The following is a 23792-nucleotide window of genomic DNA, read 5'->3' as shown; positions in this document are numbered from 1 at the left end:
TTATACATTGTCAATTACGTAATTTTGCCAATCGTCTTCCGGTACCTGATCATCGGCGACCAAATCCATGTGAGACACGGAAATGTTTACCGCATGAATCAAATGTGGATCTCCACTGACCAAAGGATGCCAAAGTGGCAGATCCCGGCCCTCGGCGAGGATTCGGTAGGCGCAGGTAGAAGGCAGCCAGAAAAAGTTTTCCACGTCTTCCGGCCTCAGCCAAACACAGTTTGGTACCAGTTCATGTCGATTTTGGTATTCAGAACAGCGGCAATCGTCAGTCATATACCGGCACACGACGCGGGTGTAATACACCATGCCATCATCTTCATCCTCTAATTTTTGCAGGCAACATTTGCCGCAACCATCACATAAGGATTCCCATTCTGTCTGGCTCATTTCCTGTAACGTCTTGCGTTTCCAGAATACCTGATCAGCCATGGTCGGAGCGGCCTTTTTCACGAAAGATATCGAGCATATAGTCTTCTTTCGGCGGTGGCATCTGCAAATAAAATCCCTGTTCTTCAATACCGGCCAACACCTTGACCGCGTCCGCTCTGGCCAGCTTCTTGTCTTCCGTTAACAGCATATCCATGACCAAAATGGGGCGGCCAAAAATTTTTCGCAACGCTTCCGGGAGCGAGTCAAACGCCGATTTTTTGGCTAAATAAAGGTAAGTTTCCGCGTTCAGACTAGATCGGTATATACGCACAATTTCACGTTTCATCCAATTCTTCCCATTGTGCTTGTAACAACTCGTTGATCGGTCCCAATAAAAAATCTTTGCGCCAACCGGTCAGTGCTTCCGGAATGGCATACTGTCCAGTGTGACTACCGCTACGCAGCCAGGTTTCAAGCCCCTTTCGACGCGCCATAACTTCCGCTGGCAAACCAAGCTGTTCCGCTATGATTTCCACCTTTTGCCGCACTTGTTTGAGTAGATCGGCCTGGTCCGCAGGCAATGGACCTTCGATTCGCTCCGGCCAATCGACACGTTTAACCTCTTCAGCGTCTTTCACCATGTGAATAATCTGATCGCCATAAAGCCGTATTTTACGCGAGGGAATCTTTAAATACTTCTGCAAGTCTGACTTATTTTTCGGCATACGTTCGGCGATAACGATGAGGTCCTTATCATTCAGAATACGGCCACGATTGACATTTGAGCTGCGAGCAATACCTTCTCGCCATTGACACAGTGCCTTCAACGCTTGTAGCCGGGCACCCTTAAGTTTCCAGGCTCCTCGCAGTTTCTGGTAATAGCACTCCGCGTCCGTGGGCATATTGTTCATCACCATACGCTGGCTATCTTCTGCCACCCACTCATATCGGGACTGCAGGTGTAATTGTTCCGCAAAAAGCTGGTAAATCTGATACAGCCAATGCACATCGGCCGCGGCATACTGGCACTGCTCATCTTCGAGTGGACGCTTCAGCCAGTCACTCCGGGTAGCTTCTTTCGGCAATACCACATCAAACAGGGCTTCTACCAGCTTGGCGTAACTCATCTGAACTGGATAGCCGAGAAATCCGGCTGCAATTTGCGTGTCGAATACGTTGTCCATGGTCACGCCAACACTGTGCAGCAGAACTTCCGCGTCTTCCGATAGCGAGTGCAGTACTTTGACAATTGCCGGCTCAGCAAGAATAGCGGCGAACGGACGCCAGTCGTGGATCTCTAACGGATCAATCAACCAGGTGGTTTGTTCATGGCAAATCTGCAGCAACCCGAGGTTTGCGTGAAAGGTATCTGTTCGTACAAACTCAGTATCAAGTGCAATGACACTGGCTGTTGCCCATAGCTGACATACCGCATTCAGGTCTGCATCATTTTTTATCCAGACATAGCTGTCAGTCGAGTTCAAAACCAATCTCCTGTTTCGCTGCCAAGGCGTTGGCGATGACCCGACTGTCTGCTTGATCCAGTGCACCACTTTTCAGGTGCGTAAATGGTAACCGGGAAATGGTAACCGACAGCTGTTTCAGATGTTCCGTCAGATAGTGCACCGTGGCTTCAGCTTCCAGTTGCTCATCAAGCGCCAGGATCACCTCTGTGACTGCATGCGTTTTAACTTGATCGAGCAGATCAAATACCCCTAACTGCTCTGGGCCTACACCATCTATTGGAGACAGCACACCGTGCAAGACAAAGTATCGCCCTCGATAACGGCCAGACATCTCAATACCGGCTTTGTCTGCGTCATTGGCGACAACGCACAGCGTTGCTGCATCACGTTGTTCGTCGGCGCAGACACCGCACAGTTCAGATTCCGTCAACGTACGGCATGTCGGGCACTTCCGCACTTTCTGCAACGCACTAGCAAGCGCCTCATTCAGCCGGGTAGCGGCATCAGCATCCCGTTCCAGCAACTGCAATGCCATGCGTTGCGCGGAACGTGTACCTACGCCCGGTAAAGCTTGCAGCGCTCGAATCAACTCTTCAGTAGCCGGTGTATACGACATATGTAGACCTTTTTAGAAAGGTAGTTTCATTCCAGGCGGCAAACCCATGCCCGCAGTAACAGAAGACATTTTCTCCTGACTTGCGGTCTCAACTTTTCGCACCGCATCATTGACCGCAGCAGCCAGCAAGTCTTCCAACAGATCTTTATCTTCCTGCATGACAGAGTCGTCTATCGAAACCGATTTTACGTCATGCCGACCGGTCATCACGACTTTCACCATGCCAGCGCCGGCTTCCCCGGTTACTTCCAGATTGGCCACTTCTTCTTGCGCAGCAGCCATTTTTTCCTGCATTTTCTGGGCTTGCTTCATAATATTGCCCATGCCACCTTTCATCATACATTAGACTCCTGAAGGTATTGGATGTGTATTCGGAATGGCCGACTCAACCTGTAGTTGACCATTAAATTCATTCATCAGCGTTGCTATAAATGGGTCTTCTTTCAAATATTGAAATGCCTGGTGATTTGCACGCTGAACCAATTGTTCTGCCCACAGCTGCGGTGTTTTTTCTACAGCACCAAATTCATAATGCACACGTTGAGCCCCACCCAACCAGGCTGGCAGGGCTTTTAACAAATGTTGGAGGTGACCGTCGTTCATGATTTTTCTGTAGTTCGGTGAAATCACTAACGACAGCGTTTCACCATCAAAGCCATGCCATTGACTGTTGGCAAACAAGGTTTTGGTCATACCGGATAGTCCAAGACGGTGCAACGTCACCTGCCACCAGTAGACAGGATCAGAGTTAACGTCCACATTCGGCCATACTGCTGCCCCCAACAAACTATGGGATTCATCCGCATCAGCCTCCGCCATCGGTATCTGTGCGGGTGGAATATAATCAGACTCAGTATGAGTTGTAGATTCGGAATGGGCGCTACTGTACTCAGTTGCCTTATCATCCGCAAAATCGTCAGGCTCCGTCATCGGAGGTGATGCCACTGGCTCTGTGGGCGTTGCTGGGTATTCCTCGGCCAGGTTGGAGGTTTGGGGCTGTAACGGCGCTGCCGAACACTCAGCCGTCTCGGCGACGGCTTCAGCCTCTTGGGTTATTTCCGTGCCTGACGCACCGAAATCAGCTTTCGGTGCGTCAGGCTCGTGCGGTAATTGCCAAGGTGGTAGCTCATCCTGCTCTGGCGTTGCCTTTGGTGTAACGATTTCCGCACTGCTTGCAGCTGACGATTCTGAAGCGATCGTCGGCGGCAGTTCCGCAGCGATAATGGTTTGATCAGCAATGGCCTCATTGGCGCGCGGAGGCTCAACTGACTTTGGGGCGCTCGCCACCGTTTCGGGAATAACAGCCGCCTCGCTAACCAATTCGGGCAATGCGCCAATATTGGCAGCTGGCAATTGACTGAACGCCAACATGCGCAGCAGAGCCATTTCAAATCCAGCTCGTTCACTGGGCGCATAGGCCATCTCAGGCTTGGCTTTGGTGCCTATTTGATAGTAGAGATGCACATCTTCCGCATAGGAGGCGCCAGCAAGCGCAACTATGGCCGCCTTATCGCCCTTACTGTTATCGATAGCATTCGGGGCCGCTTGCGCGATTGCGATGCGATGCAGCGTTGACATCATTTCCGTCATCAAGGCTTGATAATCGGGGCTGTGTTCATCTATCTCTGCAACGAGGGTCATCAATTCATCAATTTTCTTTTCAAAGAGTGCCTGAACAAGCCTGAGTACTCTTTTCAAATCGACCGTACCGAGCATGGAAGCCACTTCTTGTTCTTTCAGAGCGCCCTGCCCAAAAGCAATGGCTTGATCTGTCAGGCTGAGTGCGTCACGCATGGACCCCTGCGCACCTTCTGCGATAGCCCACAATGACGGTTCATCGAAAGGCACCTGTTCGACAGACAGAATATGGCTGAGGTGCTGCACAATATGCTCGCGGCTCATGTTCTTCAGATTAAACTGCAAACAGCGGGACAGGACAGTTACCGGCAATTTCTGTGGATCAGTGGTCGCTAACAGAAATTTAACGTGCGGTGGGGGCTCTTCCAACGTTTTCAACAAGGCATTAAAACTGCTCGTCGACAGCATGTGAACTTCGTCGATCAGGTACACCTTATAGCGCCCTCGTGTCGGCGCATATTGCACGTTTTCCAACAATTCGCGGGTATCTTCAACTTTCGTACGGCTGGCCGCATCGACTTCTATCAGATCAACAAAACGTCCTTCAGCAATTTCTGCACAGGAAGAGCAGACGCCGCATGGCTTGGAACTGACGCCCTGTTCACAATTCAGGCTTTTGGCCAACAGGCGAGCAATGGTTGTTTTACCGACACCTCGGGTTCCGGTAAACAAATAAGCATGGTGCAAACGCTGCTGGTCAAGGGCATTCACCAGCGCTCGTAAAACGTGTGCCTGCCCAACCATCTCTTCAAATGTTGACGGTCGCCATTTCCTTGCTAAAACCTGATAAGACATAGGAGATACATTCGTTCTGTCAAAAAGGAGGCTATCGTAACTTTGATTGCTAACCGTCGCCAGCCCTGAAACAGGCAATTGATAAAAAACGGTTTAAAAACAGCAAGTTACATAAAAACTTTGGGGCAGCGATGAGAGCATGTAGATAACGGTATAAATATTTACTTGAGAAAAACTCGCGCGTTGCTCTGGAAACACAAAAATGGAAATAAAGAAAAATAATAAACGAAAGGAAATTGGGCGGCAGTCCCACCAGCCACACCCCGGCACACGATACAGACGCTACCGTTGCTCCCTTCCGGGCCTGGCGGGGTTTACGTCCTCTCGTTGCGAGGGGACCGGCAGGACCACCACAACAGAGCGCGGCATTATCCATAATTACAGCCAAATGGCAACTGCCTGAGATGACTTTACTGCCAACACCAACATCTATTCTATTCAACTTTGCGTACAAGGCAGAACGAATCTATACCCAAATGTGGGTAACGACTGCTTTTTAGGACAAACCTATGACACGACCAATGATTGGCATCAGTGCCTGCTTACTCGGCCAGCCTGTGCGCTTTAATGGAGGCCATAAAAAGGACAATTGGGTGACCGATACACTGGCAAGCGTAGCCGACTTCACTGCCTATTGTCCGGAAGTCGGCATCGGCTTACCGACGCCTCGCCCTACCCTTCGTTTAATTGCTAAGGATTCAGAAATCCGGGCGGTAGACTCCGATACCCAAAGCAAAGACTACACCGCGCCGCTGCAAGCCTACTTTGATCAGCACACTAAAACGATCGGGCAATTGGATGGGTACATCCTAATGCAAGGTTCACCCAGTTGTGGCATGGAACGGGTCAAACTTTATGGCGATCGTGCAATGCCCGAAAAAATTGCATCCGGCATTTTTGCGGAACGATTGCAGAAAGCCTTTCCAAACATGCCTATCGAGGAAGCGGGCCGCTTAAATGACGCGCCAATTGCCGAGAGTTTCCTGACCCGCCTATATGTTTACCATGAATGGCGAACCACACAACCGTACCAGTCAGCAGCGTCCTTGATACGCTTTCACTCCAAGCACAAGTTTTTAATCATGCTGCATGATTACGCGGGTTACCGTCGGGCGGGGCGCATGTTGGCGGACCTGTCGAATAGCTCGGATTTACCGAATATCGCAGAACAATACTTAACTGAAATAATGAACTCACTGAAGGCAATCAGCACTACCGGGCAACGCACTAATGCTTTGCTGCACCTGTTTGGGTTTCTCAAAACCTATTTGGAGCCTTCCGAAAAAGATTCTGTGCTGGCGGTTATTAAACGTTACCAACAACAGGATTTACCCTATGTCGTGCCACTCACCATGTTGCGTCACTATGCCACCGTGCATCAGCAGAAAGACGGATATATGTGGCAGCAAAGCGTTTGGGCTCCTTATCCGGAACATCTTAACCAATATAAAAATATCGTATGAGCAATCAATTAGTATGGTTTCGTAATGATCTGAGAATTCACGATCATGAACCCTTAACCGCGGCTACCCAGCTGGCAGCTCAGTCAGGCGGCCACTGTCATGCCCTGTATATTTATGCCGAAGACCAACTGCGCCAACACGGCGTCGGCAATAACAAGCTGGCGGCTATTCAAAAGGCGCTCGACGAACTCAATACCAGCCTGGCGCAAATCGGCATTCGGTTACACCTGATTGAAGCTCGCAGCTGGCAGGAATGTGCCGATGCTGTCTCCACCTATTGCGAACAACATCGGATCAGCGGTATTCACTGTCATTATGAGCCGGGTTATGACGAATTCAAACGGGACCAATCCGTCGCCCTAGAGCTACCGGAGTCAGTTAAATTCCAACGGTACAACGACCTGTTTTTCTGTCACCCGAAACAAAATCTCAATAAGAAAGGTGATTACTATCGGGTATTCACGGCCTATAAAAAATCGACATTAGCGGTACTGCAAAACCAATTGACGCCACCGTCAACGGCGCCCTTATTTAAACAAGCGGTACAACCTGAACCGCTCGATTTCAGTGACCTATACAACTGGAAAAACCCTCTAGAACTCGCTGTAACCGAATCTGAGGCGCATATCCGCTTAACGAAGTTTCTTGAGAACGAAAAACGTTATGGCGAGCAACGGGACATCCCCAGCACTGATGGAACCTCGAAACTGTCGGTCGCTCTCTCTCTTGGCTCAATCAGCGCAAACCAGATTGCCTGGGCAATCCAACAATCTGGTCAACGGTTGTCGGAATCGACTTATTTCTCGGAAATCTTATGGCGGGAATTTTATAAGTACTTGCTCTATTTTCGCCCCGAGCTCTGCCTTGGCAAACCGTTTAATACCAAATGGGATCAATTTCCCTGGCAGCATAATCACAATCAGCTGAAACGCTGGCAAGATGGAAAGACCGGTGTACCTATTGTCGACGCGGCAATGCGCCAACTGAATTCGACCGGTTGGATGCACAACCGATTGAGAATGGTTTCTGCAATGTATCTGGTAAAAATCATGCAGATGGACTGGCGTCTAGGAGAGTCCTACTTTGCCAGTCAACTTGCGGATTTTGATTTTGCAGCGAACAACGGCGGTTGGCAGTGGGTTGCCTCCACAGGCGTCGATGCGGTGCCCTATTTCCGTATCTTCAACCCTCACCAACAAGCGAAGCGTTTTGATCCACAAGGTGGATTTGTCCGTAACTATGTTCCAGAAATCGCGTCGCTTTGTGGTAAGCGCATCATTGCGCCAGAGGCAGCCGACCGACATCGGCTTAACTACCCAGCTCCGGTCGTTGACTATGCCGTGGCGCGCAGCGACACACTACAGAAGTTCAAATCAATATAGGTACTCACTTGAAAACAATTATTGATCGCATTGAACAAACCTATGCTCAGCTGAACAAGGACACGATTAACTCTGGCTTGCTGGACAACCTCTACAATAAAGACATTACTTTCGTAGATCCTTTGCATCGTATCGAGTCCCTGACTAACCTGAAAGCATACTTTGAATCGATGTATAAAAATGTCGACCACATTCATTTTGATTTTACGACAACTATGAGTGACGACAGCTCAGCTTTTTTAACGTGGACGATGACCTTTCGTCATCCAAAGCTGAATGGTGGCCGTGATATCAAGGTTCCCGGTACCAGTCACATTAAACACAACGGACAGACTATTTCGTATCATCAGGATTACTTTGACAGTACACACATGCTTTTCGGCCATATTCCTGTGTTGAAAACCATAATCAATGCCATCAAAGCACGCCTGAACTAAGGACACACAATGAGCAAACAAAAAATCGCGATTATCGGTGGTGGCATTTCTGGCATGACAGCCGCCCGTTATCTGTATCAAGACCACGATATCGAGCTTTACGAATTCAATGACTATATTGGCGGCCACACCCACACATTGGACGTTAAGATCGACGGAAAAACCTATCCTGTGAACACAGGGTTCATCGTGTATAACGATTGGGTTTATCACAACTTTAACAAGCTCATGTCAGAACTCGATGTTGCCCGCATCCCTACCGAAATGAGTTTTTCAGTTAGTGATGAAGTCAGCGGGCTGGAATACAATGGTCACAACCTGGATACCCTGTTTGCCCAGCGTAAAAACATTGTGTCACCGTCTTTCCTGAAAATGATCCGTGATATTTTGAAATTTAACAAAGAAAGCTTACAAGACCTGGCCGATGGCAACTTGGACGAAGCTCTGACGTTGAAAGAGTATTTTAAACAAAAAGGTCTCGGGCAAACGTTTATAGATAAATACATCATTCCAATGGGCGCGGCGATCTGGTCCAGTGGGGAAGCAGATATGTTGGACTTCCCCGCGCTGTTCTTCGTTCGCTTTTTCAAAAATCACGGCTTACTGTCAGTAAAAGACCGACCACAATGGTATGTTTTAGAGGGCGGCTCCCGAAGCTATGTTGAGCCGCTGATTGCCCCTTTCAAAGATAAGGTGCACGCTAACGCACGCATTCTAGCTGTCACCCGCTCTGCCGATTCCGTTACCCTAACGTTCGATGACCATACCCAAAAACAGTTCGATCAGGTCATCTTCGCGTGTCACAGTGACCAGGCACTCACACTGATGGACGACGCAACCGACACCGAGTCTGACATACTCAAAGCCATACCCTATTCTCAAAACGAAGTGGTGTTACACACCGATGAGGCCCTGCTACCGAAATCACGAAAAGCCTGGGCAGCCTGGAATTACCACTTGGGCGATGACAAAACAAAGCCCGCCAGCTTAACTTACAACATGAACATTCTGCAGAGTTTTCATGGGGCACCGGTGACCTTTTGCGTAACCTTAAACCGGACAGAAAAGATCAATCCGGAAAAAATTATTGCGCGATTTAATTACGGCCACCCAATATTCAACAAGGGCAGCGTCCATGCGCAGAGCCGATATCACGAAATCGGCAATAAAAACCGTACGCACTTTTGCGGTGCTTATTGGTTTAATGGCTTTCATGAAGATGGTGTGAACTCTGCTTTACGAGTTGTCGAAGATATCAAATCTCAAAAAGCCAAACCTACGCAGCATGTGAGCACGGAAATTCCGGTAGCCTGAGATGAAGAATAAAACTGATGACAAAAATACACCTGCCTTTAGCCGATTAATGATCGGCTGGGTCAGGCATCGACGCTTCAGCCCAAAGGAACATACCTTACGCTACCCTGTTTTTATGATGTATCTGGATCTGGACGAACTGACCAGTGTCGAACAATGTTCCCGACTCATCTCTTTTGAAAGGCGTAACTGGCTCAGTTACCGCAGAGCAGATTTTTTTGCACCCGATAATGGCGGACTGAAACAGGCGGTCATCAGCCATATTTCCGAGCACAGCGATATTGCAGCCGAACGAATTTACCGGGTGGCCATGCTGACCAATTTACGCACACTGGGGTTCATCATGAATCCAGTCACATTTTATTACGCATTTGATGCTGAAAATAATCTGTTGGCCATCATGCCCGAAATTACCAATACCCCTTGGGGTGAACGACACCAGTATGTACTGGCCATATCTAAGGACAGCCGCGCTACCAATCCTGTCAGCCAACGAGGAAAACGAATCCGATTCAAACTACCGAAGCAATTTCATATTTCCCCCTTCCATCCAATGGCAACTGATTATGATTGGCGCTTTACCGAACCCGGTGCAAACACCAATCTTATTCATCTTGAAAACTGGCAACAGGGTAACCGGGTGTTTGACGCAACGATGGCACTCACACCCATGGCAATGACGGCGGCGAATGTCAGAAAAACGCTCATCCGTTTCCCATGGATGACCGTAAAAGTTGCAACCGGCATTTACACCAATGCCCTGAAACTATGGCTAAAGGGCGTACCGTTTTACGCCCACCCCAATAAAAGCAATAAGGAAAAAACCATATGACGACTGCCAATAGCACCCGCAGCAACCACGTTAATATTGCCTGGAAAGCAGCGTCTTCAATTTTGTCTCATTTGAAAAAAGGCAGTCTGACCATACACTTCAACGACCAGTCACAGTCATTCGGTGACCCGAAAGCGACTGGACCACATGCCGAAGTTACTGTTCACGACAGCAAAGTTTTTCGGGAGATGATTACCGGAGGTGAAATGGCCGCCGCCGAATGCTACGCAGAGGGACTCTGGGATTCACCTGACTTAACCCGTGTAGTGCAATTGTTTGCGGCTAACCTGAACCACGAAAAGAATCGGTTCAACCCTCTGTCAGTGATCACCAAATGGGGACTTAACATTGCGCATTGGTTAAACCAAAACACGGTGAAGGGCTCAAAAAGAAACATTCAGGCACATTATGATTTGGGCAACGATCTGTTCACCAGTTTTCTGGACAGCAGCATGATGTACTCATCGGCGATCTATCCGAGCCAAGATGCCAGCCTGGAAACTGCCCAACAGTTCCGCTTGCGACGCATTTGTGAAAAGCTTCACTTGGGTCCAGACAACCACTTACTGGAAATCGGGACCGGCTGGGGGTCAATGGCAATATTCGCCGCAAAAGAGTTTGGTTGCCGGGTCACGACAACAACCATTTCTGACGAACAATACGAATACGCTAAAAAACGGGTTAGCGAAGAAGGACTGAAAGATAAAGTCACCTTATTGAAATCCGATTATCGATTACTAGAAGGTCAATTCGATCGACTGGTGTCCATTGAAATGATTGAAGCCGTCGGCCACAAGTTCCTGCCCGGCTACTTTAAAAAGATTGACGAACTGCTCGCCGACGATGGCATCGCACTGCTGCAAAGCATTACCATGCCAGATCAGCGGTACAAGGCATACCGGAATTCGGTTGACTTCATTCGCAAGTACATTTTTCCGGGTGGCCATCTACCCAGCATATCTCTGATCAACCATCACATTGCGCAACAGACCAGCATGACCGTGAATCATTTTGAAGATATCACGCAACACTACGCTCGGACGCTGAAAGACTGGCATCAACGTTTTATTGCTGCGTATAACACATTGGATCACACCAAATATGACCGCCAATTCTATCGTTTGTGGCGATACTATTTTGCGTATTGTGAAGGCGGGTTCAGAGAGCGTGCTATTGGTACGTCGCAAATCGTGTTCAGCAAAGCCGGGGCCCGGCATGAGTGGGTAAAGTAAATGGATAAAATTGCGAACTATGCGCTGTTTCAGATAGGTTGGTTTCTTGCAGTCCTGTTTCAAAGCCCCTGGTCTTTGCTTTGGGCGCTGATGTTCGTTGGCGTCCATGCTTTTGCATTCAATCACCGTAAAGAAACGTGGCAATTATTACCGGTAATGTTGATTGGCCTGTCGATTGACCTCATTTGGCATTTGTCGCCTTTCATAGAATACCTTGGGCTTGGTTTTGTCGTACCTACCTGGATTATCGCCCTATGGATGATTTTTCCGTTAACCCTGAATCACAGCTTGGCCTGGTTAAAAGGCAGACTTACCTTACAGGTGCTATTTGGTATTTTGGGTGGTGGAGGTAGTTACGTGGCCGGCACTAAATTGGGGGCCGCAAATGCCACCCCTCTCGGGCTATTATTGGTCGCCAGCGCTTGGGGGCTTTGGCTACCATTTTTCTACTGGATTATCGATCGTCCTCGCCGGAAGCTCCTCATAAACCGCTCTGTTGGTGCACGATAATGCTGTTCCGTTGCTGGACTTGTTGCCTTGTCGCTCTACTAAGCGGTCACTTGCTTGCCGAACCATTGACGTTCTTTGGCTATGCCTATGACCCCTCTACCAATCAACTTCTGTACACCGAAGTGCACCGACTCTATCTGGACGATGATTTGAAACCGCTGCGTGAAGAAGTCGACTATATTGCCGCGAACGGCAATCTTCTAGGGCAAAAAAAACTGCGCTATGAAAATATGCGGGCACCGAGTTACAGCGTCGAGTTCACTGAACCCCAACGAGCAGAGAAGGTTGCTGTCTTGCCCAACCAGCTCAGCATTGAAGCTCGTAAAAGCAAAAACCTGCCAACACCCGAAGGCCTGTTTGCTGTGGATGCCGGCTTCCATTACACCATATTGAGCCAATTCGAAGTACTACTGACCAGTCAGCCAGTGTCATTTGAGTTCCTGAATGCAAGCAGAGCAAGCTTTATCGAGATGTACATTGAGCCTAAGACAATCGATGAGCAAACCATGACACTGGAGCTTAAATTGAACAATATTCTCTTTGCCCAGCTGGTGAAACCCATCGTATTGACTTACGACCGGCACACACAACAGCTGCTGCGGTATGAAGGATTGACCAATGTCCCGAGTCCTTCCGGAAAGAACTATCAAGCCACGATAATCTATGAGTATCCCGAAAACCTGTCTTTCGCACACTTAACATACTGATATTCCTTGAAAATTTTCGCCAAAGCCGGCAACTGGACTAGCGATAATGAGGGAATCTTGCTTAAATGAATCAGAATGGTGGTACAACACAGTATTTTTAAGTGAATTGATGGCATTTTTATCCGCACTACGCACAATTACGGCACGTCAGATATCGGTGCGGCTTGTCCTGACCGGGTTATTTTCGGCTGTCGCACTGAGTATTGTTGCCTCTGCAATTCAACTTGTTGGCGAATTAAAAAATCACCAGTCCATTGTCGCCGCCGACTTAGATCGCATCATTCTGGCCACTAAACTACCCGCTAAAAACGCTATTTTCAGCTATGATTACCTGTTGGGCAAAGAGATTGTCCAAAGCCTGTTACTGAACGACTTCATCATTTCCGCCTGGCTCTACGACGAAAATGACAATGTCATTGGGTATGCGAGTAAAGGCAATAAGGCACCATTTCGCATCCCCTATCTGGTCTCCATCATCGGCGAACCAATTAAAATACAGAATATTCAATTGCAGCTTGCTGATGAAAAACCGGAACAGATCGGACGTCTGGTGATCAAATACAATAACCATCTCCCGTACCGAAATCTAATGCAGGCAACCTGGAACCGCTTATTGCTGAACCTTGTGCAAGTCGGTTCGCTGACATTCATTCTCATTTTTATATTCAACCGATTGCTAACCCTGCCGCTGAGCCACCTGACCACGCAACTGAAAACGATTGACGTTGAAAACAGTAACGGCAAACGCTTAGGCGAACTCTACAGCCACCGCGAAGACGAACTCGGTGTATTGGTGGATGCGGTTAATGCGCAATTGGGGATGGTCGATGATCTGATTGAAAAAAACAAAATAGCGCTGAGCGAAGCCGAACAATCCTATATGAGCTTACATGTCCTGGTGGAAAACCTCCCGCATTTGATCAACGTGAAGGCGCGCAGTGGTGAAGCTTTGCTAGCCAATAACGCATTCCTGAAAACGTTTCATCTGAAAGAAGAAGCGTTCATCGGTCAACAGAGCGACGATATCGTCCTAAGCCCTCTGTCGACTTCGTCCCGACAACTCATCAAGGAAGCTGATGAAGAAGCCTTTGCCTCCAAGCGCTCTGTATTGTTACCTGAAATCGACTGGACGTTACCTAATGGTCGTTATTTGGCGTTAGAAATGCGCAAGTTAGCCATTCAATACAAGGGGGTTGATGCCATTCTGACGGTGGGGGTAGATATTACGGAACGAAAAGAACATCAGGCCCATATTCAGCATCTGGCCTATCACGACGCACTCACCGACCTACCCAACAGACATTTGTTTATCGACCGATTGGAACAAGCTTTATTAAGAACGCAACGTTCCAAACACTTTGGCGCTTTGATTTTCGTTGATTTGGACAACTTTAAAACCATAAACGACACCCGTGGTCACCTGGTTGGTGACACTATCTTAACGGAAGTCGCCAAACGTCTACGCATTACAGTACGAGAAGAAGACACCGTCGCCCGCTTGGGCGGAGATGAATTTGTTATTTGCATGACGGAACTGGGCACCACCGAACCGGCCGCCCGCCAAATTGCCATAGAGCGCGCCGAACGGCTGCTGAGCGAAATGCAGCGCCCAATGATTCTGCAAGGCGATCAAATGGCGGTCAGCGCAAGCCTCGGGCTGGCCTTTTTCCACGATCACAGCCTCACAGCATCAGAACTGTTACGACACGCGGATATGGCCATGTACAAAGCCAAAGAATCCGGTAAAAACAAACTGATCATGTTTGAAAAAGAAATGGCTGAGGCAAACCAACGATTGTTTGATCTGAAAGCAGATTGCCGGATCGCACTGGAAAACGATCAATTCTTCCTGATGTTCCAACCGCAGATGGACAGCAACAGTAACCGGATTATCGGCGCAGAAGCTTTATTACGCTGGCGTCACCCCAAACGGGGACTGGTATCACCTGTTGAATTTATCCCGTTGCTGGAAGACGGAGACATGATGTCGGAAGTCGGCGAAATGGTTCTGTTAAAAGCCATCAATAAAGTAAGCGACTGGTATAAGCAAGGCGTTATTGGCGACACCTTTAAGATGTGTATAAACGTCAGTCCACAGCAGTTCCGGCAACAGAATTTCACTACGATTGTGCATCGCATCATAACCAACGCTGCCATTCCCGCGCATCTGATTAACCTGGAAATCACTGAAGGGATGATTATCGATAACATCGATCACACCGTGGCAAGCATGAATGAACTGCGTGATTTCGGTTTAAATTTTTCAATTGACGATTTCGGCACCGGCTACTCTAACCTCAATTATCTGAAACGACTGCCACTGGATGTTCTGAAAGTTGATCAATCGTTCATCAAAGATATTCAGAACGATCCCAATGACACCGCCATTGTCCGCACTATTCTGGCCATGGCCGCGCAATTGAAGCTAAGTACGGTTGCAGAAGGCGTTGAAACCGAAGATCAACTGGCCCTGCTCAAAGGCATGGGCTGTCATGTATTCCAGGGTTATCTGTACTCCCCCCCCCTAGAGGATTTAGAATTTCAGCAATTGCTGACTCAATCCCCAACACAAGCTTAAAATTATGACTTACAGTGTTAAAGAAATGTTTTACACCCTGCAGGGCGAGGGCTTTCAAACCGGTCGTCCTGCTGTTTTTTGCCGATTCACGGGCTGTAACCTCTGGAGTGGGCGCGAGCAAGATCGGCAATCCGCTGTATGTCAGTTTTGTGATACCGATTTTGTCGGCACCAATGGCCAGAATGGGGGCAAATTCAAACTACCCGCACAACTGGCACAACGTATTGATCAATTCTGGCCCGCTGAGCAAGGTCATAAATTTGTCGTATTCACCGGTGGCGAACCGGCTTTACAACTCGACGAAGCACTCATTGACGCGATGCACCAGGTTGGTTTTGAGTGTGCGGTCGAATCCAATGGTACCCTGCCATTACCTGGCAATCTGGATTGGGTTTGCATCAGCCCGAAAGGTCGATCGGAAGTGGTTATAAACCAATGCAACGAATTAAAGCTTGTTTACCCACAGGCTGAGGCCATGCCTGAACGGTTTAATGGGATACGCGCGGATTACCGGTATTTAAGCCCCAGGAACAATCATCAGGAAAATACAATTGTGCCAGGCAATAATGCCAACACGGCAAAATGCATTCAATACTGTCTGGAGAACCCCGATTGGCGGTTGACGTTGCAATCTCACAAGGTTTTGAACATCGATTGATTAATACTCACACTCGTGAATGACTAGCACAAACTTCATTCACGCAATGAATAACAAACATCATCCATAAAACTGGGATGAATTCTTAACATTTAGATGATGATTAACTAAACTTTGCCTCCATATTAAACCCAGTCTGCCAGTCCTATGAGGACGAATTGATTGATCGCGATCCAGACCGATAACTGAACATCTAGACATCAAGAAATGCGCAAATGGGGAAGCAACACTCGAATCTTGCTTCGTCACATGAGTTTTTCATTTCAACGGCGAATATAGAATCGCTCGCCCATTGAACGGAAATAAGCTCACAACCAAAAAACGCTATGACCGAAAAATAAACGAAAAATGGAGATCCAATCGTGCTAGAAGCTTATCGTAAACACGAACAAGAACGCGCTGCACAGGGTATTCCGGCAAAACCACTGTCTGCCGAACAGGTGACTGAGCTTGTCGAATTGCTGAAAAATCCACCTGCTGGCGAAGAATCTTTTATTAAAGACCTTCTGGTGAATCGAGTCCCACCTGGTGTAGATGAAGCAGCCTACGTTAAGGCTGGCTTTTTATCTGCTATTGCCAAGGGTGAGGCAAGCTCACCATTAATCGACACGGTCGAAGCGGTAAAGCTGCTCGGCACCATGCAGGGCGGCTATAACATTGAAACACTGGTGTCTCTGCTTGATGACAACAAGTTAGCTGCGCAAGCAGCGGAAGAGCTCAAGCACACGTTATTGGTTTTTGATGCCTTCCATGACGTGAAAGAAAAAGCTGACGCCGGTAACGAAGCGGCCAAGAGCGTTATGCAATCTTGGGCCGATGCCGAGTGGTATTTAAGCAAGCCAGCCGTCCCTGAAAAAATCACGCTGACCGTATTCAAGGTCACCGGCGAAACCAATACAGACGACCTATCCCCCGCTCAGGATGCTTGGTCTCGTCCAGACATTCCATTGCACGCACTGGCGATGTATAAAATGGAACGTGATGGTCTGACGCCAGATAAAGCCGGTGAGATCGGTCCAATCGCACAAATCGATGAACTGAAGAAAAAAGGTCATCCACTGGCCTTAGTCGGTGATGTTGTGGGTACCGGTTCTTCACGTAAGTCTGCCACCAACTCTGTACTTTGGTACACCGGTCAGGACATTCCAAACGTACCGAACAAACGATTTGGCGGGTTCTGTCTAGGTAACAAAATTGCTCCGATTTTCTTCAACACCATGGAAGACGCTGGTGCGCTGCCGATTGAACTGGACGTTGATCAGATGAACATGGGTGATGTGATCGATCTTTACCCACACGCAGGCAAAGTTGAGAAAAATGGTCAGGTTATTTCTGAGTTCGAACTGAAAACCAACGTGTTGTTGGATGAAGTTCGCGCTGGCGGCCGTATTCCACTGATTATCGGCCGAGGTTTGACCGACCGCGCCCGCGAAGCGATGGGACTGGCACCTTCTGATGTATTCGCCCGCCCTAGCGACGTCGCGGCCAGCAGCAAAGGCTTTACTCTGGCTCAGAAAATGGTCGGTAAAGCGTGCGGTGTCGAAGGTGTTCGCCCAGGTCAATACTGCGAACCTAAGATGACGACTGTCGGCTCTCAGGACACGACTGGCCCAATGACTCGCGATGAATTGAAAGACCTAGCTTGCCTTGGTTTCTCAACTGACCTCGTGATGCAATCGTTCTGTCACACAGCGGCATACCCTAAACCTGTTGATATTGACACTCAGCACACCCTGCCAGACTTCATCATGAATCGCGGTGGTGTTTCACTGCGTCCAGGTGATGGCATCATTCACAGCTGGTTAAACCGGATGTTGTTACCGGACACCGTCGGTACCGGTGGTGACTCTCACACCCGCTTCCCAATGGGCATTTCCTTCCCGGCCGGCTCTGGTCTGGTGGCTTTTGCCGCAGCAACGGGCGTCATGCCACTGGATATGCCAGAATCGGTTCTGGTGCGTTTTAAAGGTGAACGTCAACCGGGCATCACATTACGAGATCTGGTCCACGCGATTCCGTATTACGCCATTAAAGACGGTTCATTGACCGTTGAGAAAAAAGGTAAGAAAAACATTTTCTCAGGACGGGTACTGGAAATTGAAGGCCTGGATGACCTCACCGTTGAACAGGCTTTTGAATTGTCAGATGCTTCTGCTGAACGTTCTGCAGCAGGGTGTACCATCACCCTGTCGGAAGATTCTGTCGCTGAGTACCTGCGTTCCAACATCGTTATGTTGCGTTGGATGATTGCCAATGGTTATGGCGACGCCCGTACTTTGGAGCGACGCGCTGTGGCGATGCAGGAATGGCTGGACAACCCAAGCCTGATGCGTGCGGACGCAGATGCTGAATACGCTCACGTGATCGAAATTGATCTCAGCGAGATCAAAGAACCGATCCTGTGTGCACCTAACGATCCGGACGATGCACGCACCTTGTCTGATGTCATGAATACCAAGATTGATGAGGTGTTCATTGGCTCCTGTATGACCAACATCGGGCACTTCCGCGCCGCAGGTAAATTGCTTGACGCGCACGGTGGCGCTATTTCCACCCGTTTGTGGATTTCACCACCAACGAAGATGGATCAGGCGCAGTTGATGGAAGAAGGTTACTACAACATCTATGGTCGCGCCGGTGCACGAACCGAGATGCCAGGATGTTCTCTGTGTATGGGTAACCAGGCACGGGTTGCTGCGAAGTCCACCGTGGTTTCAACATCCACTCGTAACTTCCCGAACCGGCTGGGTGATGGCGCCAATGTATTCCTGGCTTCAGCAGAATTAGCGGCGGTATCTTCACTGCTTGGCAAATTGCCGACTCCAGAAGAATACATGGAATATGCCAAAAAGATCGACAGCATGGCGGCCGACGTTTACCGATATCTGAACTTTGATCAGATGGGTGACTTCGTCAACGCCGCGAACTCGGTCATTGCTTCTGCATAAGCAATCACCATCTTCAGAAAAGCCTCATATTCTGTGAGGCTTTTTTTTCGCATGGCGTTTGAGTATCACCCGAAGTTCCGGATAAAACTAATTCTTCGAGCATGGTTTGGTCACAAAAGTATTTAGAACAGAAACGTACTCAAAAAAATAATTGCAGCAGAGATACTATTGAGCATTCTTTCCGCTATGCTTGACCCTCTTTTTCCGAACACAATACATGTCTGACTGTATGCCGAAAAACACTGGCCGAACTTACCAAACCGCCCGGATTCTCTTTTTTATTGTGACGCTGGTCGTCATTGCGTATCTGTTGAAAGGAGGCAATGATTCACTGAAGCTACTCATTGACCAATCCGATTACTCATCGCTGGCCTGGTTAACCCTGCTATGTGCACTCTATGCATTAATACTGGTCATACCCTTTGCACCAGGGATGGAGATCGGTTTGATGATAATGGCGCTATTTTCAGTACCGGGCATTATCGGTGCCTGGCTGGCCACTGTCGTTGGCTTGACCATTGCATTTGCGCTTGGTCGTGCTGGCAGACATCTCCCCTGGGTGAAAAACCTATTGTACAAGCTGCAGAACAACGCCCAGAGCCCCACATCCCTCCAATGGATACGAACCACACTGGCTAACTACCCGCACCTGAGTATTGCGTTTCTTATCAATGCCCCGGGAAACACCTTGGTAGGTGGTGGCGGCGGAATTGCTGTTGTCAGCGGCGCAATTGGCCGGGTTTCACTATTGGGTTTCTTTGCCACAGTTGCCCTGGCCACATCCTGTATACCAGCATTACTGTTACTTGGAATCATCAGCCTGCAATAATGACAGATAAGGTCCTCCAATACTTAGTCAGCGGGCCGGTGCGCAATAAACAGAACATAACGCGCCATATCGCAATAAGGCCGTGTTTCGCACAACGCTAACTCTGCGTCGAACAAATCTTCTTCTGAGTACCAGTCAATAACACAGTTTTCGGCTAGGTCAGAAAAAGAACGAACACCCGCCTGACAACGTATCTGCAGCCCTGCCTCTTCCAGCGCCGTCCTGACCTCGCTCGGGTCGAGCGGTGAAATCGGAGTCAGTCCTTTGCGATCACCGCCAATATCTCCGGCCATGGCGCGTTTTAAAGTGCCACGCATCAAATGCCGCAACATCAACATATGGCGGTTATAAACCATCAGCCCGAGATAGCCTCCGGGCCTGACCCAACTCGCAATATCCGGTAGAAGCGTCATGGGTTGCTCTAGCCATTCCAATACCGCATGAACATTAACGACATCGTAGTCAGCTTTCGGCACGTATTCAGTGACCGATGCCTGTTGTACGGACAAGCGTTTGTCGGCAATGGCAGCGGCCATACTTTGGCTGACACTACTCACCATTTCCTGCGAAATATCGAAGTAATCTACCCTGGCGCCATTGCTCAGAAACCAATGACTCATCTGGCCCAGGCCACCAGCCGCATCCAGCACCAAACCCCGGTTAACAACCGATTCGGGCAGATATTTTTTATAGAGCGCATCGACAAGATGCATGCGTAACCGTCCCTTTCGGGATTGGTAAATCTGACCTGCAAAACGATCAACCAACCCATCAAAGCTTACATAAGCCATAATAAAAACCCATCAAAAGATGGGCTGAATTGTAACGCGCTTATGAGGATTAACCAGTGCCTGATGACTCAAACGACCGCACTGCCAACGTCCAACTTTTCAAACCAATCCAAAAAATCCTGCACATGCTGCCCTTTAAAAATGCGTCCGTGCTGTGGCACCATCAGATCAATATCCAATTTTCGAACTCTTTCAATCCAATGCTGTTTTGCCCGGTTTGAAGGCATCCAACGCTGATGGAATCCTTTCATCTTAGGAATGTGTTCTGCAAAATTTTCCACATATAGAGGCGCATCGACCGATTCCAGTGCCGCGCCAATATCACCACTGAACAAAATTTTAGCTTTAGGATCGTACACATTGAAGTTACCGGAACTGTGCAGATAATGTGCGGGTATAAACTCCAGGGTCAGATTCCCGAGCGTTAACTGACCACCTTCGTCCTTGATTGGTTGGTACTTGATATTTTCCATACCAAAGTGCCGGATAAAACCTTCCCATAACCAAGGACTGTGCAGCGAGGCTTTCGGCAAAATCTGGTCCCACATGCCAAGTGACGAAATGATATCCGGGTCTTGGTGTGACGCAAACAGGTGCGTCAGCTGGTCAATATCGATGTACTTCATGATTGCCGCCAGCATGGGAGAGAACAATTCCACACCACCAGGATCGAGCAATAACGCCTGATCGCCATTTACAATCATGTATTGATTGGTGTCGATAATTAACTCAGGTTTGTCCGAGTCACGTCCGAATAAATACCATTGATGATGTTCATCATAAATTTTTTGCGACTTCATACGATTCGTAAATCCCTCAAGAGTTTCAATGAGCGCTGTACATGTGCTTTGATCTGACCAGACAGTAAATCAATGTCTTTTGCCATATGGTTCAATAATTGTGTCTGCTGACCGGTTTCCAGCGCCTCTAACCTGAAATTCACAGCGATGACACTGCTTGCTTTAATCTGCTGGTCGATCTCTTCAAGAAAGTTAATCAGTTGAGTCCATTCCTTTCGGAAACTTGTTTGCAACTCGTTACGGCGCTTCTCGCCACGAGCAAGCATGGTTTCCCGTAACGTACTCAATCCTTTTGACTGATGATTCAAACGGCAGGCTGCATCCATGGCATCATCAAAGCTGTTCATTCTCCATTGAGCAACCGAATTATGCGAGATTAACACCGCACTATGATGTATCTGATGAGCACTGGTAATGGACGTATTGGCCAGTTCTGAAAAGAAATCTGAGACGACTCGCAAGCCACTTGCCGTCGACCCGGCCCGCATAACCATTGCCATAGCATTCTTAGCAGCCAAGCTCAGCTTGCGGGCAATAATCCCAACCTGATAGACCTCTCCGGCCACCCGGGCTGAAGCCACTGTCACTTCAGCTGACTCATTTCTGCGCATGCCCACTCCCGTTCATAACAACCTGTCATTTTTTACTATAGACCCTAGCCGGAATATGTCACCAAAATGCCAAGAATCCCTCTTGAAACCATCGATGACATAAACGCGGAAAAACAACCCATGCATCCAAAGCAAGGGTCAACGCTCCAACCTTTGTTAAAGCTGTATATCGGCCTTTGTGCCTCCAAGCTTAGAAATAAATTGATACGAATACATTGAGATTTCATGAATGATGACCATGTGACGACACTGAACAGTCCACAAAAACGGATGAATAGAGCGAAGAAAGGAAGTGATGATACGGTGCGACGTTAATTTCAGGTCCATCTCAGCCTGACATTGGCTTTGTCGAGGCTTAGCATACGAACCGGCCGGCAACGCCAATAACGACGCTGAACCGGCCCTGGGGTAGGAATATCTTGCCGTTAAGGTTCCGGATACAATTTCGCAGTGGCTATCTCACTGCGCACCAGCGGTAAATCGGTATATCCAGAACGCAACCGGGTACGTACAACAACCCGCGTGCTGGACACAGACCAAAGCTCACCAGCAAAGGTTTTTCCATCTTTACGCTCCAGCAGTACGTCCCGGTGCAGGTATTGCGCCAGATCCGAAACCGGAACCGGCTTCAATATCCGCTCCAATTCTTTCGCTTCTACAAGCGCTTCTTCTACTTCTACCGGCTCTGGACCTACCCGGAATGTCTTACGTATATCAGTCAGATCAAGCTTTGTCAGCTTAGACTGATCCCAAGACAATCGACCTATACCCACAGACTCGTTGTTTACGATCACTTGCAGGTCCAACAATTCCACCAACTCAGCAATGCCGTAAAACTCCAGATCAGCCATACCGAAATTGGGTAATGGACGCATCTTCAGGTTTAAACGTGACCGCGCATCGAACAGATCGGTATAAAGCTTAATAACGTCGAAATCGGCGTCAAAGCCAATCTCGTCTAGGACTGCTGCAAACATCGAACGGTTCAACTCCAGCCACTCAGGCTTATCCATTTCTGCAGCTTTGGCACAAAAATCATGTACCTTCGTGTTGTAGCCAAGATCAACGTATTGCAATTCCAGATTCGTTGGCACCACGGAAGTCGGGTCAAAACCGCCCAATGCCGACTTGTAATTCTGCATAACGTTGGCAAGGCCCAAATAGGACTGATCGAGAATCAGATGCCCGATACCATCCATATACAGTTCAAACGAACTGATAAATTCATCAGCCGGCGCATTGAAGGTATAGCCCAGGTTGAGATCAAAGGTCAGCGTTCGCAACCCCATATCAAAAACCTGTTTAGGTCCCAAACCAAGATATCGACCACAGCCCAGCGCCAACACTTGTTCGAACGTACCGGGCTCATAAACATCATCCAATTGATTAATAAACTGAGGATCAATGTCTAGGGAAAAGCTGCTGATTTTCAGCTCAACCTGTTCCGGCAACTTGCCCTCTTTAATAGTCTTTTCCAACCCCAGTGTGTTAAAGAACCCGCCAGTGGCAATAGCGATGCGGCCAATCTCCACCGTGGTCTGACTGCTTGGGACGAACAATTCGATATTGTTGAGTATAATTTGCCCATTCAAATCGATCTGGGCTTTCTCATAACTGGCATCGACAAAGAATAACGCTGCAAAAAAATCATCAACTGATTTGCGCACCTTCCATTGCATACCAAAGTAGCTCGCCGCCGTCGCGACAACAAAACCAACCACCAATACCACTAACAGTTTTTTCATAGGTTCCTCTATTAACGACTCAAACCGCGCACCACCAGAAGTAAATTAAATGACATGCA

Annotated in this window: 22 protein-coding genes and 1 other RNA gene; 12 read left to right on the top strand and 11 right to left on the bottom strand. The window is 48.4% G+C overall.

Going from position 1 to position 23792, the window contains the following annotated elements; genetic code table 11:
• The 7 genes from IYN85_RS04595 to ffs form a co-directional block, all read right to left on the bottom strand.
• Positions 1-441: a YcgN family cysteine cluster protein gene (locus IYN85_RS04595; protein ID WP_196157651.1), complete on the bottom strand. Its 441-nt coding sequence runs from the start codon at positions 439-441 to the stop codon at positions 1-3.
• The gene (locus tag IYN85_RS04590; RefSeq protein WP_196157650.1) at positions 434-727 is read right to left on the bottom strand and encodes a YcgL domain-containing protein; all 294 of its coding nucleotides are present in this window, start codon (positions 725-727) and stop codon (positions 434-436) included. The genes IYN85_RS04595 and IYN85_RS04590 overlap by 8 nt, the downstream gene beginning before the upstream one ends.
• Positions 717-1865 (bottom strand): ribonuclease D, encoded by a 1149-nt coding sequence (rnd, locus tag IYN85_RS04585; protein WP_196157649.1) that lies wholly within the window; start codon positions 1863-1865, stop codon positions 717-719. Before rnd ends, IYN85_RS04590 begins: the two co-directional genes overlap by 11 nt.
• Positions 1852-2463: a recombination mediator RecR gene (gene recR, locus IYN85_RS04580; RefSeq protein ID WP_196157648.1), complete on the bottom strand. Its 612-nt coding sequence runs from the start codon at positions 2461-2463 to the stop codon at positions 1852-1854. Before recR ends, rnd begins: the two co-directional genes overlap by 14 nt.
• Positions 2464-2475: 12 nt before the next feature.
• Complete coding sequence (locus IYN85_RS04575) at positions 2476-2802, bottom strand: YbaB/EbfC family nucleoid-associated protein (RefSeq protein WP_196157647.1); 327 nt, start codon at positions 2800-2802, stop codon at positions 2476-2478.
• A gap of 3 nt (positions 2803-2805) precedes the next feature.
• Positions 2806-4896: a DNA polymerase III subunit gamma/tau gene (gene dnaX, locus IYN85_RS04570; protein WP_196157646.1), complete on the bottom strand. Its 2091-nt coding sequence runs from the start codon at positions 4894-4896 to the stop codon at positions 2806-2808.
• Positions 4897-5143: 247 nt separating this feature from the next.
• An RNA gene (ffs, locus tag IYN85_RS04565) (signal recognition particle sRNA small type) lies at positions 5144-5240 on the bottom strand.
• Positions 5241-5405: 165 nt separating this feature from the next.
• Here ffs and IYN85_RS04560 point away from each other — a divergent pair.
• The 12 genes from IYN85_RS04560 to IYN85_RS04505 all read left to right on the top strand — a co-directional run bounded on the left by IYN85_RS04560 (position 5406) and on the right by IYN85_RS04505 (position 19786).
• Positions 5406-6359 carry a DUF1722 domain-containing protein gene (locus tag IYN85_RS04560; protein WP_196157645.1) on the top strand — a complete coding sequence of 318 codons (954 nt, stop codon included), beginning with the start codon at positions 5406-5408 and terminating at the stop codon, positions 6357-6359.
• Positions 6356-7741 carry a deoxyribodipyrimidine photo-lyase gene (locus IYN85_RS04555; RefSeq protein ID WP_196157644.1) on the top strand — a complete coding sequence of 462 codons (1386 nt, stop codon included), beginning with the start codon at positions 6356-6358 and terminating at the stop codon, positions 7739-7741. The genes IYN85_RS04560 and IYN85_RS04555 overlap by 4 nt, the downstream gene beginning before the upstream one ends.
• An 8-nt stretch (positions 7742-7749) precedes the next feature.
• On the top strand, positions 7750-8178 hold the full coding sequence (locus IYN85_RS04550; protein WP_230390470.1) for a nuclear transport factor 2 family protein: 429 nt from the start codon (positions 7750-7752) through the stop codon (positions 8176-8178).
• Positions 8179-8187: 9 nt separating this feature from the next.
• The gene (locus IYN85_RS04545) at positions 8188-9492 is read left to right on the top strand and encodes an NAD(P)/FAD-dependent oxidoreductase (RefSeq protein WP_196157643.1); all 1305 of its coding nucleotides are present in this window, start codon (positions 8188-8190) and stop codon (positions 9490-9492) included.
• Between the two features lies 1 nt (position 9493).
• Entirely contained in the window at positions 9494-10324 is an 831-nt protein-coding gene (locus IYN85_RS04540) for a DUF1365 domain-containing protein (protein ID WP_196157642.1), read from the top strand.
• On the top strand, positions 10321-11556 hold the full coding sequence (locus tag IYN85_RS04535) for a cyclopropane-fatty-acyl-phospholipid synthase family protein (RefSeq protein WP_196157641.1): 1236 nt from the start codon (positions 10321-10323) through the stop codon (positions 11554-11556). Before IYN85_RS04540 ends, IYN85_RS04535 begins: the two co-directional genes overlap by 4 nt.
• The gene (locus tag IYN85_RS04530; protein WP_196157640.1) at positions 11557-12066 is read left to right on the top strand and encodes a DUF2878 domain-containing protein; all 510 of its coding nucleotides are present in this window, start codon (positions 11557-11559) and stop codon (positions 12064-12066) included.
• 50 nt (positions 12067-12116) lie between these two features.
• Entirely contained in the window at positions 12117-12773 is a 657-nt protein-coding gene (locus tag IYN85_RS04525; RefSeq protein WP_196157639.1) for a hypothetical protein, read from the top strand.
• A gap of 109 nt (positions 12774-12882) precedes the next feature.
• Positions 12883-15351, top strand: a complete 2469-nt coding sequence (locus tag IYN85_RS04520) for an EAL domain-containing protein (RefSeq protein WP_196157638.1) — start codon at positions 12883-12885, stop codon at positions 15349-15351.
• Between the two features lie 4 nt (positions 15352-15355).
• Positions 15356-16009, top strand: coding sequence for a 7-carboxy-7-deazaguanine synthase (queE, locus tag IYN85_RS04515; RefSeq protein WP_196157637.1), 654 nt, complete (start codon positions 15356-15358; stop codon positions 16007-16009).
• Between the two features lie 362 nt (positions 16010-16371).
• The gene (gene acnB, locus IYN85_RS04510; RefSeq protein ID WP_196157636.1) at positions 16372-18957 is read left to right on the top strand and encodes a bifunctional aconitate hydratase 2/2-methylisocitrate dehydratase; all 2586 of its coding nucleotides are present in this window, start codon (positions 16372-16374) and stop codon (positions 18955-18957) included.
• Between the two features lie 217 nt (positions 18958-19174).
• Positions 19175-19786 (top strand): hypothetical protein, encoded by a 612-nt coding sequence (locus tag IYN85_RS04505; RefSeq protein ID WP_196157635.1) that lies wholly within the window; start codon positions 19175-19177, stop codon positions 19784-19786.
• A gap of 23 nt (positions 19787-19809) precedes the next feature.
• Here the strand turns inward: IYN85_RS04505 and IYN85_RS04500 are convergent, their stop codons facing one another.
• The 4 genes from IYN85_RS04500 to IYN85_RS04485 form a co-directional block, all read right to left on the bottom strand.
• Positions 19810-20577, bottom strand: coding sequence for a methyltransferase domain-containing protein (locus tag IYN85_RS04500; protein WP_196157634.1), 768 nt, complete (start codon positions 20575-20577; stop codon positions 19810-19812).
• A gap of 68 nt (positions 20578-20645) precedes the next feature.
• Positions 20646-21377: an MBL fold metallo-hydrolase gene (locus tag IYN85_RS04495; RefSeq protein ID WP_196157633.1), complete on the bottom strand. Its 732-nt coding sequence runs from the start codon at positions 21375-21377 to the stop codon at positions 20646-20648.
• Positions 21374-21988 carry a hypothetical protein gene (locus tag IYN85_RS04490; protein ID WP_196157632.1) on the bottom strand — a complete coding sequence of 205 codons (615 nt, stop codon included), beginning with the start codon at positions 21986-21988 and terminating at the stop codon, positions 21374-21376. Before IYN85_RS04490 ends, IYN85_RS04495 begins: the two co-directional genes overlap by 4 nt.
• A gap of 425 nt (positions 21989-22413) precedes the next feature.
• On the bottom strand, positions 22414-23733 hold the full coding sequence (locus IYN85_RS04485; protein ID WP_196157631.1) for a hypothetical protein: 1320 nt from the start codon (positions 23731-23733) through the stop codon (positions 22414-22416).
• Positions 23734-23792 lie beyond the last annotated feature (59 nt).

The organism is Reinekea sp. G2M2-21 (genome assembly GCF_015687175.1).
Lineage (GTDB): Bacteria > Pseudomonadota > Gammaproteobacteria > Pseudomonadales > Natronospirillaceae > Reinekea.
This window is presented reverse-complemented; position numbering and strand designations above follow the sequence as displayed.

Bases quoted from the DNA above. Each gene is read 5' to 3' on its own strand.
- IYN85_RS04500 (WP_196157634.1), bottom strand. From the start codon at position 20,577: ATGGCTTATGTAAGCTTTGATGGGTTGGTTGATCGTTTTGCAGGTCAG.
- IYN85_RS04495 (WP_196157633.1), bottom strand. From the start codon at position 21,377: ATGAAGTCGCAAAAAATTTATGATGAACATCATCAATGGTATTTATTC.
- IYN85_RS04575 (WP_196157647.1), bottom strand. From the start codon at position 2,802: ATGATGAAAGGTGGCATGGGCAATATTATGAAGCAAGCCCAGAAAATG.
- IYN85_RS04540 (WP_196157642.1), top strand. From the start codon at position 9,494: ATGAAGAATAAAACTGATGACAAAAATACACCTGCCTTTAGCCGATTA.
- IYN85_RS04490 (WP_196157632.1), bottom strand. From the start codon at position 21,988: ATGCGCAGAAATGAGTCAGCTGAAGTGACAGTGGCTTCAGCCCGGGTG.
- IYN85_RS04520 (WP_196157638.1), top strand. From the start codon at position 12,883: ATGGCATTTTTATCCGCACTACGCACAATTACGGCACGTCAGATATCG.
- IYN85_RS04590 (WP_196157650.1), bottom strand. From the start codon at position 727: ATGAAACGTGAAATTGTGCGTATATACCGATCTAGTCTGAACGCGGAA.
- IYN85_RS04485 (WP_196157631.1), bottom strand. From the start codon at position 23,733: ATGAAAAAACTGTTAGTGGTATTGGTGGTTGGTTTTGTTGTCGCGACG.
- IYN85_RS04560 (WP_196157645.1), top strand. From the start codon at position 5,406: ATGACACGACCAATGATTGGCATCAGTGCCTGCTTACTCGGCCAGCCT.
- queE (WP_196157637.1), top strand. From the start codon at position 15,356: ATGACTTACAGTGTTAAAGAAATGTTTTACACCCTGCAGGGCGAGGGC.
- IYN85_RS04595 (WP_196157651.1), bottom strand. From the start codon at position 441: ATGGCTGATCAGGTATTCTGGAAACGCAAGACGTTACAGGAAATGAGC.
- IYN85_RS04505 (WP_196157635.1), top strand. From the start codon at position 19,175: ATGTCTGACTGTATGCCGAAAAACACTGGCCGAACTTACCAAACCGCC.
- IYN85_RS04535 (WP_196157641.1), top strand. From the start codon at position 10,321: ATGACGACTGCCAATAGCACCCGCAGCAACCACGTTAATATTGCCTGG.
- IYN85_RS04530 (WP_196157640.1), top strand. From the start codon at position 11,557: ATGGATAAAATTGCGAACTATGCGCTGTTTCAGATAGGTTGGTTTCTT.
- dnaX (WP_196157646.1), bottom strand. From the start codon at position 4,896: ATGTCTTATCAGGTTTTAGCAAGGAAATGGCGACCGTCAACATTTGAA.
- IYN85_RS04555 (WP_196157644.1), top strand. From the start codon at position 6,356: ATGAGCAATCAATTAGTATGGTTTCGTAATGATCTGAGAATTCACGAT.
- recR (WP_196157648.1), bottom strand. From the start codon at position 2,463: ATGTCGTATACACCGGCTACTGAAGAGTTGATTCGAGCGCTGCAAGCT.
- IYN85_RS04545 (WP_196157643.1), top strand. From the start codon at position 8,188: ATGAGCAAACAAAAAATCGCGATTATCGGTGGTGGCATTTCTGGCATG.